Origin of the sequence: Helicobacter sp. 13S00401-1 (genome assembly GCF_002272925.1) — a bacterium.
Lineage (GTDB): Bacteria > Campylobacterota > Campylobacteria > Campylobacterales > Helicobacteraceae > Helicobacter_I.
In genome coordinates this window covers 24,826-42,403 of sequence record NZ_MLAR01000006.1, presented here as the reverse complement: position 1 = coordinate 42,403, position 17,578 = coordinate 24,826, and the positions used below count along the sequence as shown (strand labels likewise).

General features: G+C 35.2%; 15 protein-coding genes. 5 read left to right on the top strand and 10 right to left on the bottom strand.

The window, feature by feature from the left end:
* Positions 1-54: 54 nt before the first annotated feature.
* The 10 genes from argB to BKH43_RS04480 all read right to left on the bottom strand — a co-directional run bounded on the left by argB (position 55) and on the right by BKH43_RS04480 (position 12,675).
* Positions 55-840 carry an acetylglutamate kinase gene (argB, locus tag BKH43_RS04525; protein WP_095229022.1) on the bottom strand — a complete coding sequence of 262 codons (786 nt, stop codon included), beginning with the start codon at positions 838-840 and terminating at the stop codon, positions 55-57.
* The gene (gene argJ / locus BKH43_RS04520; protein WP_095229020.1) at positions 840-2,054 is read right to left on the bottom strand and encodes a bifunctional ornithine acetyltransferase/N-acetylglutamate synthase; all 1,215 of its coding nucleotides are present in this window, start codon (positions 2,052-2,054) and stop codon (positions 840-842) included. The genes argB and argJ overlap by 1 nt, the downstream gene beginning before the upstream one ends.
* A 226-nt stretch (positions 2,055-2,280) precedes the next feature.
* On the bottom strand, positions 2,281-3,705 hold the full coding sequence (locus BKH43_RS04515) for a DegQ family serine endoprotease (protein WP_095229018.1): 1,425 nt from the start codon (positions 3,703-3,705) through the stop codon (positions 2,281-2,283).
* Positions 3,706-3,766: 61 nt separating this feature from the next.
* Positions 3,767-5,821: a methionine--tRNA ligase gene (metG, locus tag BKH43_RS04510; RefSeq protein WP_095229016.1), complete on the bottom strand. Its 2,055-nt coding sequence runs from the start codon at positions 5,819-5,821 to the stop codon at positions 3,767-3,769.
* A 148-nt stretch (positions 5,822-5,969) separates the two neighbouring features.
* Positions 5,970-6,815 carry a radical SAM/SPASM domain-containing protein gene (locus tag BKH43_RS04505; RefSeq protein WP_095229014.1) on the bottom strand — a complete coding sequence of 282 codons (846 nt, stop codon included), beginning with the start codon at positions 6,813-6,815 and terminating at the stop codon, positions 5,970-5,972.
* 2 nt (positions 6,816-6,817) lie between these two features.
* Positions 6,818-8,131, bottom strand: coding sequence for an adenylosuccinate lyase (gene purB, locus BKH43_RS04500; RefSeq protein WP_095229012.1), 1,314 nt, complete (start codon positions 8,129-8,131; stop codon positions 6,818-6,820).
* Between the two features lie 222 nt (positions 8,132-8,353).
* Complete coding sequence (pstB, locus tag BKH43_RS04495) at positions 8,354-9,304, bottom strand: phosphate ABC transporter ATP-binding protein PstB (protein WP_343217644.1); 951 nt, start codon at positions 9,302-9,304, stop codon at positions 8,354-8,356.
* Positions 9,305-9,320: 16 nt separating this feature from the next.
* Positions 9,321-10,163: a phosphate ABC transporter permease PstA gene (gene pstA, locus BKH43_RS04490; RefSeq protein ID WP_095229010.1), complete on the bottom strand. Its 843-nt coding sequence runs from the start codon at positions 10,161-10,163 to the stop codon at positions 9,321-9,323.
* Positions 10,156-11,247: a phosphate ABC transporter permease subunit PstC gene (gene pstC, locus BKH43_RS04485; protein ID WP_095229008.1), complete on the bottom strand. Its 1,092-nt coding sequence runs from the start codon at positions 11,245-11,247 to the stop codon at positions 10,156-10,158. The genes pstA and pstC overlap by 8 nt, the downstream gene beginning before the upstream one ends.
* 90 nt (positions 11,248-11,337) lie before the next feature.
* Complete coding sequence (locus BKH43_RS04480; RefSeq protein ID WP_172402314.1) at positions 11,338-12,675, bottom strand: glycosyltransferase family A protein; 1,338 nt, start codon at positions 12,673-12,675, stop codon at positions 11,338-11,340.
* A 144-nt stretch (positions 12,676-12,819) separates the two neighbouring features.
* Between BKH43_RS04480 and BKH43_RS04475 the strand changes: the two genes are divergently transcribed.
* From BKH43_RS04475 to lpxD, 5 genes are read left to right on the top strand one after another with little or no spacing between them, the layout of a single operon-like run.
* Positions 12,820-13,608, top strand: coding sequence for a sulfite exporter TauE/SafE family protein (locus BKH43_RS04475; protein ID WP_095229004.1), 789 nt, complete (start codon positions 12,820-12,822; stop codon positions 13,606-13,608).
* A gap of 11 nt (positions 13,609-13,619) precedes the next feature.
* Positions 13,620-15,014, top strand: a complete 1,395-nt coding sequence (locus tag BKH43_RS04470; protein WP_095229002.1) for a M23 family metallopeptidase — start codon at positions 13,620-13,622, stop codon at positions 15,012-15,014.
* Positions 15,015-15,044: 30 nt separating this feature from the next.
* Positions 15,045-15,878: a class 1 fructose-bisphosphatase gene (locus BKH43_RS04465; RefSeq protein WP_172402318.1), complete on the top strand. Its 834-nt coding sequence runs from the start codon at positions 15,045-15,047 to the stop codon at positions 15,876-15,878.
* Positions 15,865-16,059: a hypothetical protein gene (locus tag BKH43_RS04460; protein WP_095228998.1), complete on the top strand. Its 195-nt coding sequence runs from the start codon at positions 15,865-15,867 to the stop codon at positions 16,057-16,059. The genes BKH43_RS04465 and BKH43_RS04460 overlap by 14 nt, the downstream gene beginning before the upstream one ends.
* Positions 16,060-16,100: 41 nt before the next feature.
* Positions 16,101-17,135: a UDP-3-O-(3-hydroxymyristoyl)glucosamine N-acyltransferase gene (lpxD, locus tag BKH43_RS04455; protein ID WP_095228995.1), complete on the top strand. Its 1,035-nt coding sequence runs from the start codon at positions 16,101-16,103 to the stop codon at positions 17,133-17,135.
* Positions 17,136-17,578: the final 443 nt, after the last annotated feature.

Below are 17,578 nucleotides of genomic sequence, written 5' to 3'. Positions count from 1 at the left end.
TTTTTAAAATATAAAAGCTTTATGTGTAATTAAAATATTATAACACCTAGCCTTTTACTTATAAAACCTAGTGCCTAGATCTAGTCCTTCTAGTAAAAAGCCTTTTAAGACATTAGGCCTATTAGCATTTAGTATAACTACTTCTTTAATCCCAGATTCTACTCCTTCTAGTGCGCAAGTCACTTTTGGAATCATGCCGCCATTAATAACGCCAGATTCTATAAAACTTAGGGCCTCAGCCTTACTAAGCTTACTTACTCTAGTGCTTGGATCTAGCCTATCTTTTAGCACCCCATCTATATCGCTTAAAAAGATTAGCTTGCTAGCTTTAAGATAGCAGGCTACGCCTAAGGCTACATGATCAGCATTGATATTATAAATATTGCCCTTATTATCTACTCCAATAGGCGAGATAACAGGTAAAAACTTAGAATCTAAAAGGCTTAAAAGCATGGTTGTGTTGATAGATTCTAGCTTCCCAACGTGACCTAGAGTATCTAGATCTAGTGGACTTGCTTTTAAAAGTAAACTATCTTTGCCGCTAAGCCCTAGGGCGTTAACTCCTTGCAAGCTTAAAAGAAAGCTTAGATTTTTATTAATCTTGCCAGTTAGGACTAAGTCTATAACTTCCATGCTTTTTTTATCACTAACCCTTAAGCCATTTATAAATCTTGATTCTATGCCTTCTTTAGCTAAGGCCTCGCTTATATCTTTACCGCCACCATGGACTAAAACTACTTTAAACTCACTTTTATATAAGGCTACTATGTCATCTATGATGCTATTTATCTCATTTACAAAAGCGGAGCCACCATACTTTATAACTATAATGTTTTGCATTATGATCTATAGTCTCCATTGATTTTTACATACTCATAGCTTAGATCACAACCCCAAGCAGTAGCACTATAATCTCCATCATTTAGATTGATATCTATGTAGATATCTTTTTCTAAAAGGATCTCTTTTGCCTTTTCTTCATCAAAGATTATAGGCCTAGAGCTTGTCATTAACTCCAAAGTACCTTTAATGCTTCTAATAGATATATCAACTTTGTTTTCATCAAACTCAGCGCCTGAGTAGCCTATAGCACAAAGGGCGCGCCCCCAGTTAGCATCACTTCCAAAAAGAGCGGCCTTAAAAAGGGTCGAGCTTGTAACGCTTCTTGCCATAACTTTTGCATCTTTTTTACTTCTTGCACCTTTAATGCTAACTTCCATTAGTTTAGTAGCACCTTCACCATCTCTTATGCACTCAATGGCTAGGTGTTTACAAACAGCAAAAAGGGCTGCTTTAAACTTATCATAACTAGCCCCTTTGGAATCTAATATCACATTGCCCGCTTCGCCATTACTTATTAAAAACATGCAGTCATTAGTGCTAGTATCGCCATCTACACTCATCATATTAAAAGTATCATCTACAACATCTTTTAATATCTCATCTTGCAAGGCTTTATCTATATTTACATCACTAGTTATCATGCACAAAGTTGTTGCCATGTTAGGATGTATCATGCCTGAGCCTTTAGCACTAGCACCTATTATCACTCTAGTGCCATTTACCACAGTCGCCACACAGTAGCTTTTAGAGTAAGTATCAGTAGTCATGATAGCTTCAGCAAAGTCTAAGTCTGCGCTTGCACTAGATTCTAAAGTGTCTTTCATGCTTTTTATGCCATTAACTATCTTTTCTATAGGTAAGGGCACGCCTATAACTCCTGTGCTTGCTACAAGGATGTTTTCTGGCTCCATATTACAGTTCATAGCAAGTGTTGCAGCCATAGTTTTAGCATCTTCATAGCCTTGCTCACCTGTGCAAGCATTAGCATTACCACTATTTATAACTATGCCTTTTATCTTACTATGAAGTAGTTTTTTACTCCATATGATTGGGGCTGCTTTGATTTTATTTTGAGTGAACACTCCTGAAAATGTGCAAAGATCATCACTTATTATTAGGGCTAAGTCTTTTCTAACTTTTCTTATGCCTATAGCCTTTCCACCTGCTTTAAAACCTTTTGGAGTACTTATCCCACCTTGTAAAATTTCCATTTTCATCCCTAGTAATATATGTAATGTTAATTAGTATATTTTATCTAGTCTGTGGGATTTAGCAAGGGTAGAAGGAAGGAATGATAAAAATTTCTTAAAAGACAAGTTTACTAAGTTTATAAGCTTGGCTCTTTAAGTCTAGATTGAGTAAAAAGTAGACTTAAAAAGCAAAACTTAGATTCTAAAAAAACTTTTAGAATCTACAAATAGGGAGTTTGTAAAAAGCTTAGTTTAAAGTGATGGCTTTTACTGTTCCATCTATGTTGTAAGCAAGGATTCTTTTTAGTTTGCCTTTATATTTATGCATAGCTTTATTAAAGTCAGATATATTTTTTATATCATCATTTTCTACACGTGATATGATATCTCCTTTACTAAAGCCTGCTATATCAGCCTTTGAGTTAGGTTTAACTTTATCAACTATAACGCCATGTATCTCATCTGGGATATTATAAAGCTGCCTTACTTGATCATCAAGTGGTGCTACGCTTAAGCCAGTTATACCTTCAGCATTTTCAGTTGAACTGCCATTATCCATAGTGGCAAAACCATCATCATCATTTTGTTGTTTTGCTAGAGTGATAGGGATTTTTTCTAGCTTTTTGTTACGCATGATAGTTAGAGTTATTTTAGTATTTGGTGCGTAAGCGCCTATAGTGTTTTTAAGATCAGCACTTCCTTTTATAGGTTTGCCATCTACTGCAGTTATTAGATCCCATACTTGTATGCCGGCTTTTTTAGCTGGAGAATTTGGACTTATCTGTATAACTAAAGCACCTTGTGCATTGTTATAAGATGAACTTAGAGAGCTATCAAGATCTTTCATCATAACACCTAAGAATCCTCTTTGTACCTTGCCATCTTTTACTAAAGTAGTAGCTATGCTTTTAACCATATCTGAAGGTATGGCAAAGCCTATGCCGTTGTTTCCACCAGTTCTTGAGATGATGGCTGTGTTTATACCTATTAAAGCTCCACGGCTATCTACTAAGGCTCCACCTGAGTTACCTGGATTTATACTTGCATCAGTTTGGATAAAGTTTTCATAGTTGCTTATACCAAAGCCATGTTTGTTAAGCCCTGAAACTATGCCTTGAGTGACACTTTCTCCTATACCAAAAGGATTCCCTATAGCAAAAACTACATCTCCGACTTTATAAGTATTACTATCAGCAAACTTTATAACTGGAAGGTTTTTCTTATCTATCTTAATGACTGCTAGGTCACTTTGAGGGTCTTTGCCTACAAGTTTAGCTTTATACTTTTTGTTATCTCCTGGCAATGTCACTGTTATCTTATCTGCACCTTTTACTACGTGGTAGTTAGTAACTATATAGCCATCACTAGTCATGATAACTCCTGATCCTAGACCAGTTTGTTCTCTGTTTTGCATTTGTGGGGGCATCATGTTTCCAAAAAACTGTTGAAAGAAAGGATCATTAAACGGAGAGTTGTTGTTTTTTACTTTTTGCTCTGTTGTGATATTAACTACAGCTTTTGAAGCATCTTTTATGGAATCGTGGTAAGAGTAGATACTGTTATGATTGCTTGGGGCAACTCTGTTTGAAGTTGAAGGCATCTCAGTTATGCTAAAAGCCTGCAAGCTTGCACTTAAAGCACAAGCTACCATTACATATGTTAGTTTTTTCATTAAAACTCCTTACGTTAATACAAATATCTGTGCATTGTATTACCAGTAAGTTTGATTTTGGCTAACTAATCTTAGAACCTAAGATTTTAGAGTTTTCTATGCTTAGTAAGTTAAGGCCGTTTTCATCCTTGCAAGCTAAAAGCATGCCTTCGCTAGTTAGGCCCATAAGTTTGGCCGGCTTTAGATTAGCTAGCACTACTACTTGCCTTCCTACTAGGCTTTCTGAAGTATAAGTTTCTTTTATACCAGCTAGGATTTGACGAAGCCGTCCTTCGTTTAGGTCCACTTCAAGCTTTAAAAGCTTTGTGCTTTTTGGAACTTCAGTTGCACTTACTATCTTGCCTACTCTTATATCTATCTTTTTAAACTCTTCTATGCTGATTAGATTTTCTGTGCTACTTTCAGGGAGGTTTTGGTTTTTAGAATCTACTTTAAAATCTTTTGTTTTGGAATCTTTTGTTTTAGAGTCTGCTACTTTAGTCTCTTGTACTTTTTTAGATTCTGTAGTTTGCATCCTTAAGTCTTCAACTTTTGGGAAGAGGGCTTCACACTTAGTTATATGAAAGCTTTCTTTTAAGCCTTTTTCTTTTATAAAGTGCTTATAGTTGTTTGCATCTATACTTACGCCTAGGCTTTCTCCTATCTTTTTGGTTGACTTTGGAAGGAAGGGGTAAAGCAAGAGGGCGGTTTTTAAAAGGATGTTTGCGATTAGGACTAAAAAGGCATTACACTCTTTTATGCGCCCTTCTTTCATTAAAGTCCAAGGTGTCATTTTTGTTATAAGTCCATTTGCCAAAGTTAAAAGCTCCCAAACTCCTTCTAAATACAAATGAAACTGCACGTTTTCCATTAAACTTGCTAGCTTAGAGATTATAGAATCTATCTTTTCTAACTCATCTTTATAGTCTTTTTCTAACTCTTCTTTACTTCCTTCTATGCTAAAACTAAAGTACTTTTCGCTCATACCTATGAGGCGATTTAAAAGATTCCCCAAGTCATTACTTAACTCGCCATTTATCCTATTTTTAAAAGCTAGCTCACTAAAGTCGCCATCTTGCCCAAAAGGCACTTCTTTTAGTAAAAAGTAGCGAAATGCCTCTGTGCCATAGGCTTCTTTTACTTCTAGTGGGTCTATGACATTACCTAAACTTTTAGACATTTTCACGCCTTCGCGTGTCCACCAGCCATGCGCTAGAATCTGACGCGGTAAAGGCAAATCAAGGCTCATTAGAAACGCTGGCCAGTAGATGGCGTGAAAGCGTAAGATATCTTTTCCTACAACGTGGGTTGTGTTGTTAAAAAGCTCCATTTTAGATTCCAAGCTTGGGAGTCGTTTAATGTCTTCTCTTGCAAGCTTGCTTAAAGCCTCTTTTGCATCTTTATAATCTAGCCCATAACCTAAAGCACTCACATAATTTAAAAGCGCATCAAGCCAAACATAAACTATATGTTTTGGGTCATTTAAGCTTTCTGGTATCTTAACTCCCCAATCAAAGCTAGTACGCGTGATAGATAAGTCTTGCAAACCATCACTCACAAAACGCACTACTTCATTACGCTTATGTAGAGGCAAGATGCAAGTTGGATTTTCTTCATACCACTTTAAAAGTCTGTCTTGGTACTTTGAAAGGGCAAAAAAGTAGCTCTCTTCTTTTACTAGTGTAGTTGGTTTGCCGCAGTCTGGGCAGTAAAGCTCATCTATAACTTGAGTGGCTGTAAAAAAACTCTCACACGATACGCAGTAGTGCCCCTCATACTCACCTTTATAAATATCACCTTTTTTATACATAAGCTCAAAGGCTTTTTGCACGCCATATCTATGCTCTAAGTCAGTAGTTCTCATATACTTGTCATAATCAATATCAAAGCTATCCCAAACGCTTCTAAACTTAGCGCTAATCATATCAGCATACTTTTGAGGCGTGGTGTTATGGGCAGTGGCAGCTTGCTCTATCTTTTGGCCATTTTCATCAGTACCAGTTAGTAAAAAAGTTGGGATTCCATTAATCTCAGCGTACTTTTTAAGTAAGTCACAGATTATAGTTGTGTAGGCGTGGCCGATGTGAGGTTTGTCGTTTACATAGTATATAGGCGTGGTTATATAGTTTTGTTTCATGTCTAGAGACTTCCTTGTTGGAGAATTACATTTTGTGTCTATCTTAGTATGTGAGTATTGTAATACAACTTTTTTGCATTTAGTGGTTTTGGCCTAAGTGAAGGTAGCTAAGTGGAAAGGTAGCCTAGAGTTTTAAAAGCAACCTTTCTTAGGCTATACCTTTAAAAGTGCAAGTCTTGCAAAAGTCTTCTATAAATACCCCTTGTTTCATGGCACTAGTAAAGTCTAAAAAGTCTTTGGAATCTAAAAAATTTTCTAAGTTAGTTAAAGTGCTTCCAAAGCTTATCTCACCACTTGTGCACATGCAGCAAGGCACTATAGTTCCATTAGATAAAAAGCCTAGTTGTTTTATAGCCCCTAGACAAGTAGAACTTCTTAAAGGCTTAGATTTAGCAGTATTAGTGCTCCAGTTAAACTTATCATGGGTTTTAAGTATGACTTTTGGGGCTAGTCTTAAGCCATGTTTAGTTGCTCTGACTTCTTTTTCAAATCCATTTTTTTTAAAAAAACTTAAAAAATCTTCTTTTATAGAATCTAAATGCAAGCTATCACTAAAAAGTCTTAAGTTTATAAAGACTTCGCTTTTACACTCTAGCTTATAAGCACAAAAATGCTTTATATTTTCAAAGTAGTTAGATGGTTTGTGTGTATTTGCAAAATAGGATTCTAAAGAAAAGCTTACTTGATGCAAAGGAGGGCTACTTAGAATCTTAAAGTAGCTTTCATCTAAAAAAAAGCCACTAGTTACAAGGTCTACTTTTAGCTCATAAGTCTTAGCTATATCAAGATAGGCTTTTAAACTTTCTGGACTTAAGATTAAAGGATCACCTAGTACATGAAGGCTTATAAGTTTAGTCTTGCCCTTTAAAAAAGAGGTAATTTTTGCAAAAAGTCCTAAGTCCATAACGCCTCGTACACCTTTTTTAGGTGTGCAAAAAGAGCACTTTAGATGACAGATATCACTTAACTCTATATAAACTTTATGCCACTTCAAAACTAGCCAAAAACTCTTTTTAGTATCAAATCTACATTTTTAAGATAGTAGTTATATTCAAAACACTCTTTTATCTCTGCTTCACTTAAATGCTGTCTTAAAGTCTCATCTTCTAAAAGTAGCTTTAAAAATAGCCCCCTTACATTTTCCCCACTTTGAAGTCTTTCCCAAACTTTCATGGCGTTTTTTTGCACTATCTTATAAGAATCTTCACGGCTTAAACCTTTTTTAGGAAGCTCTAAAAGCACTCTTTGAGAAAAGACTAGCCCACCAGTAAGCTCTAAGTTTTTAAGCATATTATCTGGATATATCACTAGATTCTTAATTAGCCCTGTAAGCCTAGCAAGCATAAAATCAGCCGTTATAAAACTATCAGGAAAGACAAAGCGTTCAACTGAGCTATGACTTATATCTCTTTGGTGCCAAAGGCTTACATTTTCTAGACTTGGGATGACATAGCTTCTTATCATCCTACAAAGGCCTGTTATGTTTTCACTTAAGACTGGATTTCTCTTATGGGGCATGGCTGAAGAGCCTTTTTGTTTAGGTGAAAAGTACTCTTCAGCTTCATAAACTTCACTTCTTTGAAGGTGTCTTACTTCTAGGGCTATGTTTTCACAAGTACTAGCTAGTAAGGCTAGCTCACTTATAACCCTTGCGTGTATATCACGTGAGATAACTTGAGAGCTTATAGGGGCAGGTTTGAGCCCTAAAGTCTTACAAACCATGCCTTCTAACTCAAAAGGAGTATGGGCTATATTCCCCATAGCACCACTTAGCTGACCAACACTTGCGCAATCTAAAACTTCTTTTAGATTCTTAAGATTAAGCTTAAGCATATTGGCAAAGTTTGCTAAAACTAACCCAAAGGTTATAGGCTCACCATGTATGCCATGACTCCTTCCTACCATAAGAGTAGCTTTATGTTCATAAGCCCTAGTCTTTAAAGTGTCTATCAAAGTTTCTACATCTTGGATGATAAGCCTTAAAGCGCTTTTTATCTGCAAAGCTAAGGCTGTATCTATGCAGTCACTACTTGTGATTCCATAGTGAATCCAGCGTTTTTCTTCTCCTAAACTTTCCCCAACTGAAGTAGTAAAGGCTATTAAATCATGCTTAGTGTCTGCTTCTATCTCATTGATGCGTTCTATGTTAAAGCTAGCATTTTTTTGAATCTTGTCATTTTCTTCTTTGTTTATAAGACCAAGTTTGTGCCACGCTAAAACTAGTGCTTTTTGCACTTTTAGCCAAGCTTCATACTTGCTTTGTTCACTCCAGATATCTAGCATCTCTTTTCTTGCGTATCTACTAACCATGATGTTTATCCTTTTTTATGTGGGGGTTTTAAAAGAGTTTTTAAGATTTTAGCAAATAATGCCATAAGCTAGAATTAGGGCTTTGATATTAGAGATGTGATACTTACAAAGGCTTTTTGCACTTAGATTCTTATCTTTTAAGTATAGAATCTATTCTTAAAAACTCCCTGTGCTAGGAGTGAATGCATATAAACTTAGGTAGTAATCTAATATTTTGTCATATCAACCAAACTTACCGCCAATGTACTCTTTAGTTAGCTTTTCTTTTGGATTTTCAAAGATATCTTTAGTTTTATTAAGCTCTATTAGATTCCCTAGGTACATAAAAGCTGTTTCATCACTTACCCTCTGAGCTTGTTGCATATTATGAGTGACTATTAAGATAGTGACTTTTTTCTTTAGCTCTATTACTAGTTCTTCTATAGCCTTAGTTGCGATTGGATCTAGGGCGGAAGTTGGCTCATCAAAAAGGAGTATTTCAGGGTTTAAAACTATAGCCCTTGCTATGCAAAGTCTTTGCTGCTGCCCTCCACTTAGACCCATGGCACTATCATCTAACCTATCTTTTACTTCAGTCCAAAGATTAGCCCCTTTAAGTGCTTTTTCTATCCTAGGATAAAGTTCCATTTTAGAATGTATGCCTTTTAGTCTTAGTCCATAGGCGATATTATCAAAAATGCTCATAGGGAAAGGAGTAGGCTTTTGAAATATCATGCCTATCTTGCTTCTAAGATTTATAAGGTCAGTTTTTTTACTTAAGATATTGTGCCCTTCATAAATTATCTCACCTTCGTATTTAACTCCACTATAAAGGCTATGTATCTGATTAAAACACCTTAAAAGTGTACTTTTACCGCAGCCACTAGGTCCTATTAGAGCTAAGACTTTATTAGCATCAACTTTTAGATTTATATTTTTTATACTTGCAACCTTTGCCTTTGGGTAATAAAAACTAAGATTTTTAACTTGCAAGATGGTTTGTTCTTTAGGTTGGGCTTTTATCTCTTTTAAGTCTTTTGTGACTTTTATCTCTTTTATATGCTTAGGGCTTTTTATACTTTTATCTTTTAAGTCACTTTTAAGGTCTTTAGATTCTATAGCACTAGAATCTTCTTTAGTCATAGGCTTAGTTTTTATCTCTTTGTGGATATCAAGCTTTTTGTTGTCTTTCATTACAAGGCTCCTTAAATTATTTCTTTCTGTTTATTAGTAGGCGTGTTGCTATGTTTACTATTAAGATAAACGCAGTTAGTAAAAAAGCAGCATTCCACCCTAAGGTTTGATAGATATGTTCTGGATTAGTCGCAAAGTTATACATCCATATACTAAGGCTAGGCATAGGATTTACTGGGTTTAAGGTTAGGATTTGAGAGTTGCTAGCTGTAAAAAGTAAAGGCGCACTTTCTCCACTAACCCTGCAAAAAGCTAGTAAGATTCCAGTCATAAGCCCCTTTCTTGCAGCTCTATAAACTATCTGGGTTATCATTTTATACTTTGAAGCCCCTAGTGCCATGGCAGCTTCTTTTAAGTTATCAGGTACTAAAGAAAGCATATCATCAGTTACTTTTAAAACTATAGGAATCATGATTATGCTTAAGGCTAAGATTCCAGCATAGCCGCTAAAGCCATGTGTTGGAAGCACTACTACGGCGTATATAAAAGTAGCTATTATGATAGTTGGCATAGAGTTTAATAAGTCACTACACATCCTTACAAGGCCTAGTAACTTTTGACTACGGCAGTACTCACGTAAAAATGTCCCAGCTAGTAAGCCTATAGGTATGGAGATAATGCTTGCTCCAACTGCTAAGATTATCTGTCCAACTATGGCAGCACGCAGACCACTATTAGCATCCCTTGGCCCTAAGTCATCATTTATAAAAAGATGAAGTCCAAAGTGACTTAAGCCTTTATAAAGCACAGCACCTATTATAAAAAGTAAGACTAAAACGCCAAATATCGCAAAGATATAACTAAAACTAAGAGCTATGACATTTACTACTTTTCGTCTTGTTAATCTAGCATTATGCATGTTTAACTCCCTTTTTGTTTATAAATTTTTTAGCTATGAAGATGATGATAAAGTTTAAGACTAGCAAGACTAAGGCTAGGTAGAAAAGACTTGAGCTATATATACCTTCACCAGCTTCCCCAAAGTTTATAGCTATGGTTGAAGGGATGTTAGTTGCTGGTTGTATTAAAGAAGCTGGAATCTTTTGTGTGCCGCCTATTAAAAGTGCCACTGCCATAGTCTCTCCTAAAACACGCGATAAGGCTAGTATCATAGAGCCTACAACGCCAGTTTTTGCATAAGGAAAAACTACATCTTTTACAACTTCAAAGCGAGTAGCCCCTAATCCATAAGCAGATTCTTTAAGCATGTCTGGAGTTGCATCTATGCTATCTCTCATTAAAGACGCCATAAAAGGAAGCACCATGATGCTTAAGACTATAGAGGCACTTAAGATTCCAACCCCTATACTAGTTCCATCACTACTAAGCTTAGCAACTAGTGGTACTAAAAATATAAGCCCAACCATGCCATAAACTATAGAAGGTATGGCAGCTAGTAGTTCTACTGCTACTCCAACTACTGTTTTTACATGCTTATGGGCAAGCTCAGTTAAAAAGATAGCTATGCCAACTGAGATAGGAACTGCTATAGCCATGGCTATTATTGCGCCTATGATACTTCCATAAATAGCATTTAATGCCCCAAAGGTCTCACGGCCAGAATCCCATTTAGTAGAGATTAAAAAGCTAAAGCCAAATTTTTCAAAAGCGGGGATTGAGTTTATGATGATGCTAATTGCTATGGCAAAAAGGACTAGCACTACTAGCCAAGCAAAGATAGTGGAGATGTTTTGATAGATGATGTCTGCTACTGTGATTCTATGTCGTCTTAGATTTTTTCTAAGCCTTCTAAATTTTCTTAAAAATCTTAGTTTTTTTCTCTTTTTTTCACGTTCTTTTTTAGCTAGAGGACTAAGTATAAACTTTAAAGGCTTTTCGCTTTTAGATCTAGCTTCTAGCTCGTTAGCCCTTGCAAGCTCTTCTAAGTACTTAGAGTTTGCTTGTTCTTGCTTGGAAGCTTTTTTGTCTTTTTGTCCTTTCATATACTCTCCTATCTTTGAGTTAATGTAAGTAGTGTTTGCATTGTAAGAATGTTTAGTGACTTAATTATGACTAGTTTGTTTGTTTCTTGATTAGTTAGTATTTGAAGGAGGAGTTTTAAACTCACCTTTTTTTAAAAGTTTTTTGATAGCTTGTTTTAGTCCTAGTGTCACTATTATCATCACAGCTGTTTTTCTAGCAGCTTTATAAGTTAAAAATGCCCCATCTTTAAAAGCAAAGATGACCTTACTAGTTTTAGGTTTAGTTGAGATAAATCTATAAAATTTATTTTGAGTGTAGATATATTCTAAAAGTTTGATATCTAGTGCTTTTGCATTTAGTGGGTCTACTTTTGGGTTTTTAAGACCTAAACTTATATGCACATAAGAAGCAACTATAACTCTTAAAGCCTCTGGTTGAAGCTTGTCTTTATGAGCTAATATCTCATCTAAAACTATAGAAAAGCAGTAGGCATGATAGTACTTTTTAAGTTTTTTAAAGTTTTTGAAATAAGTAGATATAGGCTTTAGGTGTTCAGGTACTAAGTCTATATCTTTACTTTTAAAGTAGTCACAAGTTGAGTTAGTCCTTATCCTATAGATATAGCTTTGCTTGTTTACTAGCTTAAGGTTTGGGTGTGTTTTGTAGCTTTGCTTAGTTATGCCTATAGAGCAGCTCATAAAAAGCAGTAAGCCAAAAAGATGGTCTTCACACTCTATGTAGCGAAATCTTAAATCTAGTACATTTAATTTACTAGCTTTAAATATGCCATTACAAGTCCAAGGAAGATGGCCAAACTCTAAGTCATTAAGTATCTGATAAGTAGAGAGTATCTTTTTAGGATACCTGCTTAAAGAAATCATATAGTAGTCAGCTATAAACTCTCCTAACCCATAGCCTTCTACTTGAGTACACATTCCATGCCATACTATATCAACTTCAGGCGTTAGGGTATCTACACAGTCTTTTATACACTCTAGTGTTAAAAAGTCATCACTATCTACAAAGTGTATATATTTATCTTCAGGAAGTTTAGAGATAGCATCTTCTAGTACTTCTTTTTTAACAAAGATGTGATTAGCATCTTTTATCTCTACTAGTTCTAAAAACTCTTTTTCTCTAGCTGTTAGGTTTACATAATCTTTACTTTTTAGTGCTTCTCTTAGATTTGTGCCACTTATAAACTCTAGGCCTATGTTTCTAGCACTGCTTTGTCCTCCATTAGGCTTAGAGATGATAAAGATTCTAGGATCTTTAGTTGCATACTCCTTTGCGATAGCTAGGCTTTTATCGCTGCTGCCATCATCTATGAGGATAATTTCTAAGTTTTTATAAGTCTGTTTGGTTAAAGAATCCAAACATTCTTTAAAGTAAGCAGCAGTGTTGTAAAATGGCGTGATAATTGAGATTAGAGGTTTGAAATCCGACATAGCCATCCGTTATGCATTTAATTTACTTTTTAATTGTAGCAGTCTTTTTGGCTAAAATATTTTCATTCTCAATAGACTTAGTTTTTTTCGTTATTACAAAGTTCTAGGACTAAGTGGTTAGTCTTTTATGAAGGGTAGGTTAGTATGGATATAGTGTATTTTGCCATTCTTGGCATAGTTACAGGGGCTTTAAGCGGGATGTTTGGTATAGGTGGGGGAACAGTTATAGTCCCAGTTATGCTTTACTTTGTTTCTCCTACTGAGGCTGTTGCCATATCTGTTATGCAGATGATTTTTTCTTCAATCTTTGGAACGATAATTAATCTTAAGACTAAAAAGCTTTCTATCTTAGTTGGACTAACAGTTGGTATAGGTGGCTTTATAGGAGCTGGTTTTAGTGGAGTAGCTTTAACTTATATACCTTCAAGATGGCTTATGCTTATCTTTTTACTAGTAGGTATTTACTCCTTACTTAACTTTATTTTTAACAAGAAAAAAGAAGCAGTAGTAAGGCAGGTTAATAAGATAAAAAGATTCATAGGTATGCTTTTTATAGGCTTTGTAACTGGCATCTTTGCCATACCTTTAGGTATAGGTGGAGGCGTTATACTAGGGCCTTTGCTTTCAAAGATACTAGGGCTTGATAGTAAAAAGATAGCACCAGTTGCGCTATTTTTTATAGTTTTTAGCTCTATTGCTGGGATGGTATCTCTGCTAAGATTACACGTTGTTGATCACGTGGTCTTAAAAAATGGATCCATACTTGGTATAGGAAGCATCATAGGCGTAAGCATAGGCATTTTTTTAATAACTAAGATGAGCTTAAAATGGCACAAGATAGTTTTAATAATAATTTATGTGCTTTCAGTTCTAGCTACTTTAAATAAGGTCATAGAGTACTTTTTCCACGTGTCTGTAGCAAATCTTTTTTAGGTTAGGTTTTAATGCGTTATATCGGGTTTGTTATCTGCATCATCATACTTGCTTTTGCCTATGTTTTATTTGATAGTTCAAGTTTTGAAAGAGTAAAGCCCAGCGTAACGCTTTATATAACTAACTCTAGCCATGAAAAAGTGCCACTAAATTCTAAGTACATTAATCCAAATAACGCAGTTAGTTTCACGTCATTTGATAGTAGCGGATTAAGAGAGTATAGCTTTAAGATCTTAGATTCTAACTCTAAGGTCATAGGCGAAAAATATGGAATCTTTTTAAAAAAAGATAAAAATATAGACATTAATCTTCCTAAAGTTGCTAACTTAAAAGATGGTGATAAGATAACTTACCTACTAGAAGTTAAAGACTGGAGTAATGCAGGCTTTTTTGGAGGCAATAAAACCTTAGTAAAAAAAGACTTCATAGTTGATACTAAGTCTCCAGTTGTAAAAATCATAGCCATGTCTCCTAAGATTAGTAATGGTGGAAGTGCGATAGTTGCTTTTAGCGTTAAAGGTAAAAATGTAAAAAGTGTCTCTTTAAGTAATGGGATAAATACCTTTAAGCCTTTTTTATATAAACAAAAAGATGGTAAAGACATCTATATAACACTTATGGCTTGGCCTAGTAGTAATGACTTTTTTGAAGGTAAGATAATAGCAATTGATGATGCTTTAAATAAAACTCAAGTAAGGCTTAATATCAACAAAAGTGTAGGCTTTATGATGAGGAAGTCAAATATCAGACTTAGAGAATCTTTTCTTAGAAAAAAGATTAATGAGATAATAAAAGTCACAAACGTTGATGCTCCAAGTGATTTTATAGATCGCTTTAGATATGTAAATGAAGTTTTGCGTACACAAGATGCCCAAAAGATACTAGATAAGGCTACGCCAACTAACTATGAAGTAACTACCTTAGAGCCATTTAACGCTATAACTCCTTTTAAAAATCCTCGTATAGTAGGTAGTTTTTATGATAAAAGAACTTACTGGTTTAAAGGGCAAAACATAGGCACTGCCATGCACATGGGTATAGACTTAGTAGATACTCATAGACACACTAAACTAACACTTCAAAATGATGGGAAAGTAGTTATTAATGAAAGATTAAGTGTGCATGGAAACACCTTAATGGTAAATCATGAACTAGGCCTTAGCACGCTTTATGCACATATGTCTAAGGTTGAAAAGCTTGGAAGCAATCTTAGTGCAGGTGAGCTTTTAGGCTTAAGTGGTGATACAGGGCTTGCTTTTGGGGATCATGTGCATCTTGAGACATTAGTACAAGGTCTTTATGTAAGACCTAGTGAGTGGATGGATGAAGACTGGATTAATACTAATATTAACCCGGTTATAAAGACAGTAACCAAACTTTATGGCAATATAAATGAAGCTAAATAACGGAGAGTAGTAATGCCAAATAATAACGATATAGAAGAGATTTTACGTGCTTTAGAAGTTAGTGCAGTGACTTTAAGTAAGATGCTAAAAGTGCGTCTTGCTGGATACTCTGAGAGTAATAATGCAAGTGGGGATCATGTATTAAAGATAGATATGAAAGCTGACTTACTTTTTGGAGATACTTTAAAAAAGCTTAAGTGTGTAAAGGGCTATGTGAGTGAGGAGCAAGTTGAGTTTGTAGATGTTAATAAAGATGCTAACTTAATAGTTGCTTTTGATCCATTAGATGGCTCTTCACTAGTAGATTCTAACCTCTCCATAGGCTCTATCTTTGGAATCTATGATGGCACTTTAAGTGGTGATAAACTAGTTTGTGCACTTTATTTTATCTATGGACCTAGACTTGAGATGGTAGTAGCTAGCTCTAAGGCTAAACACTATGTTTATAGTGAAGATAAATGGCAGTTTATCCAAGACTTTAACTTAGAATCTAAGGGCAAGTTAAACTCTCCTGGAGGCACCCAACAACACTGGAGTAAGGAACATAAAGCCTTAATAGATTCCTTTTTTGCTAAAGGTTATAGGCTTAGATATAGTGGGGGGATGGTTGCAGACTTACATCAGATCTTATGCAAGAAAGGCGGGATATTTAGCTATCCAGCTACAAGTGATGCTAAGAGTGGAAAACTTAGAATCTTATTTGAAGTTTTTCCTTTTGCTTTTATATATGAAAAAGCTGGTGGTTTTGCTACCAATGGCAAAGATAGGCTACTAGATATAAAAGTGCCTAGTCTTCATGCAAGCACACCTTGCTTTTTTGGAAGTAAAGAAGAGATGAAAGAAGTTAGTGATGTCTACAGATGAGAAATTAAAACTTGCTTTAGAAGAAAGTAAGGCTAAACTTGAAGCTTGTCAAAAACAAAAAGCCTTGAGCTCTTGTCTTAAGTGCGAGAAAGTTTTTGAGTGCGATACTAGAAAAAGCTATGTAAGTTCAGTTTATGAAAGTATGAATAACGGGCAGGGCGGAAGTTTTGACTTTAACTAAGGCCTTATAAAAAACCTAGCCTTTATACACAAGGAGAAAAGATGAAGCTAAGTGAAATACTAGGAATCTTAAAAATAGATTCCAAATTAAGTAGTGACTTTGAAGTAGAAAATCTAACTACACTAGATAAGGCTAGTCCTAAAGATATATCTTTTATCATGCAAAAAGAGTACTTAAAAGATTTGCAAGAAACTGAGGCTGGTGCTGTTTTTATGTCAAAAGAGTTTGTGGCACATGCACCAAAAAACTTACAAAGCATAGTGGTTGAAGATATGCACTTTAACCTAGCTAGGCTTAGTGCTTTTTTTGAAGTAAGAGAGTTTGAAGGTAATGACTTTAATCTTTTAGATTCTAAAAGTTTTATAAAAGTAAAAATCCATCAAAACGTACTAGCAGGAAAGAATCTAGTAATTAAAGAAGGCACTACTATCATGCCTAATGTCACTATAGGAGATGATGTTTATATAGGGGCTAATGTCACTATCATGCCTAATGTAGTTCTTTGTGATGGCGTAGTTATAGGGGATAATACCATCCTTTATCCAAACGTTACTATCTATCATAAAAGCCTTATAGGTAAGGATGTAAGATTACACGCTGGAGTGGTTATAGGAAGTGATGGCTTTGGTTTTGGTACTTCAAAAATGGGTGAAAACAAAAAGATATTTCATAATGGCATAACCATTATAGAAGATGAGGTAGAAATAGGGCCTAATACTGTTATATCAAGGGCAGTTTTTGATAAAACCATAATAGGAGCTAACTCTAAACTTGGCGAGCTTATAGCGATATCTCATAACTGTGTGCTTGGTAAAAGTAACTTGCTAGTTTCTCAAGTAGGCTTAGCAGGAAGCACAACTACTGGGCGTAATGTAGTCTTTGGTGGTCAAGCTGGAGTAGGTGGGCATGTACATATCGCTGACTTTGTGCAAGTAGGTGCACAAGCTGGTATCACTAAGTCTTTACTAACTCCTGGTAGTAAGTGGAGTGGTATGCCTGCTTTGCCATTAAAAGACTTTTTAAGATTCCATGCTATGACTAAAAAGATGCTTTTAAAAAATCATAAAAATGACTGATAAAAACTAAAGTAAAAATAGTCTGTAGTGGATTTTGTACCTTGTCTAATAGGCATCTTCAAACTCTTTGTACTATTAACCAAATCTTTATTTCAACAGTTTCTTTTTTCTATTTGTTCTAACTTATATGTTTTTTTAACAAAAAAAAAGGGGGGGGTTTGCCTACGCCTTACTCCTCACAAGCCCTTTAAAAAAAAAGTGTTTTTTTTGACGTAAGCTAAGGGAAGGGTCTTGGCACGTATTCATTTCTAGCAAAGCGTAAGCTTTCTTGAAAACGAAGTTTCCTTGAAAACGTAAGCTTCTTTGAAACATCACGCATTCAACACTACTACTTCATTTCTATTGCGATTTTTGCACCACGAAACAAAGCGAGAATGCCTTTAGCTTAGGAAGGTATAATTATTAAAAACTTCATTATGTATACATAGCTGCCTGTTAAATAG

Bases quoted from the DNA above. Each gene is read 5' to 3' on its own strand.
- BKH43_RS04515 (WP_095229018.1), bottom strand. From the start codon at position 3,705: ATGAAAAAACTAACATATGTAATGGTAGCTTGTGCTTTAAGTGCAAGC.
- metG (WP_095229016.1), bottom strand. From the start codon at position 5,821: ATGAAACAAAACTATATAACCACGCCTATATACTATGTAAACGACAAA.
- argJ (WP_095229020.1), bottom strand. From the start codon at position 2,054: ATGGAAATTTTACAAGGTGGGATAAGTACTCCAAAAGGTTTTAAAGCA.
- pstB (WP_343217644.1), bottom strand. From the start codon at position 9,304: ATGAAAGACAACAAAAAGCTTGATATCCACAAAGAGATAAAAACTAAG.
- pstA (WP_095229010.1), bottom strand. From the start codon at position 10,163: ATGCATAATGCTAGATTAACAAGACGAAAAGTAGTAAATGTCATAGCT.
- BKH43_RS04470 (WP_095229002.1), top strand. From the start codon at position 13,620: ATGCGTTATATCGGGTTTGTTATCTGCATCATCATACTTGCTTTTGCC.
- BKH43_RS04480 (WP_172402314.1), bottom strand. From the start codon at position 12,675: ATGTCGGATTTCAAACCTCTAATCTCAATTATCACGCCATTTTACAAC.
- lpxD (WP_095228995.1), top strand. From the start codon at position 16,101: ATGAAGCTAAGTGAAATACTAGGAATCTTAAAAATAGATTCCAAATTA.
- purB (WP_095229012.1), bottom strand. From the start codon at position 8,131: ATGGTTAGTAGATACGCAAGAAAAGAGATGCTAGATATCTGGAGTGAA.
- BKH43_RS04460 (WP_095228998.1), top strand. From the start codon at position 15,865: ATGTCTACAGATGAGAAATTAAAACTTGCTTTAGAAGAAAGTAAGGCT.
- BKH43_RS04475 (WP_095229004.1), top strand. From the start codon at position 12,820: ATGGATATAGTGTATTTTGCCATTCTTGGCATAGTTACAGGGGCTTTA.
- pstC (WP_095229008.1), bottom strand. From the start codon at position 11,247: ATGAAAGGACAAAAAGACAAAAAAGCTTCCAAGCAAGAACAAGCAAAC.
- argB (WP_095229022.1), bottom strand. From the start codon at position 840: ATGCAAAACATTATAGTTATAAAGTATGGTGGCTCCGCTTTTGTAAAT.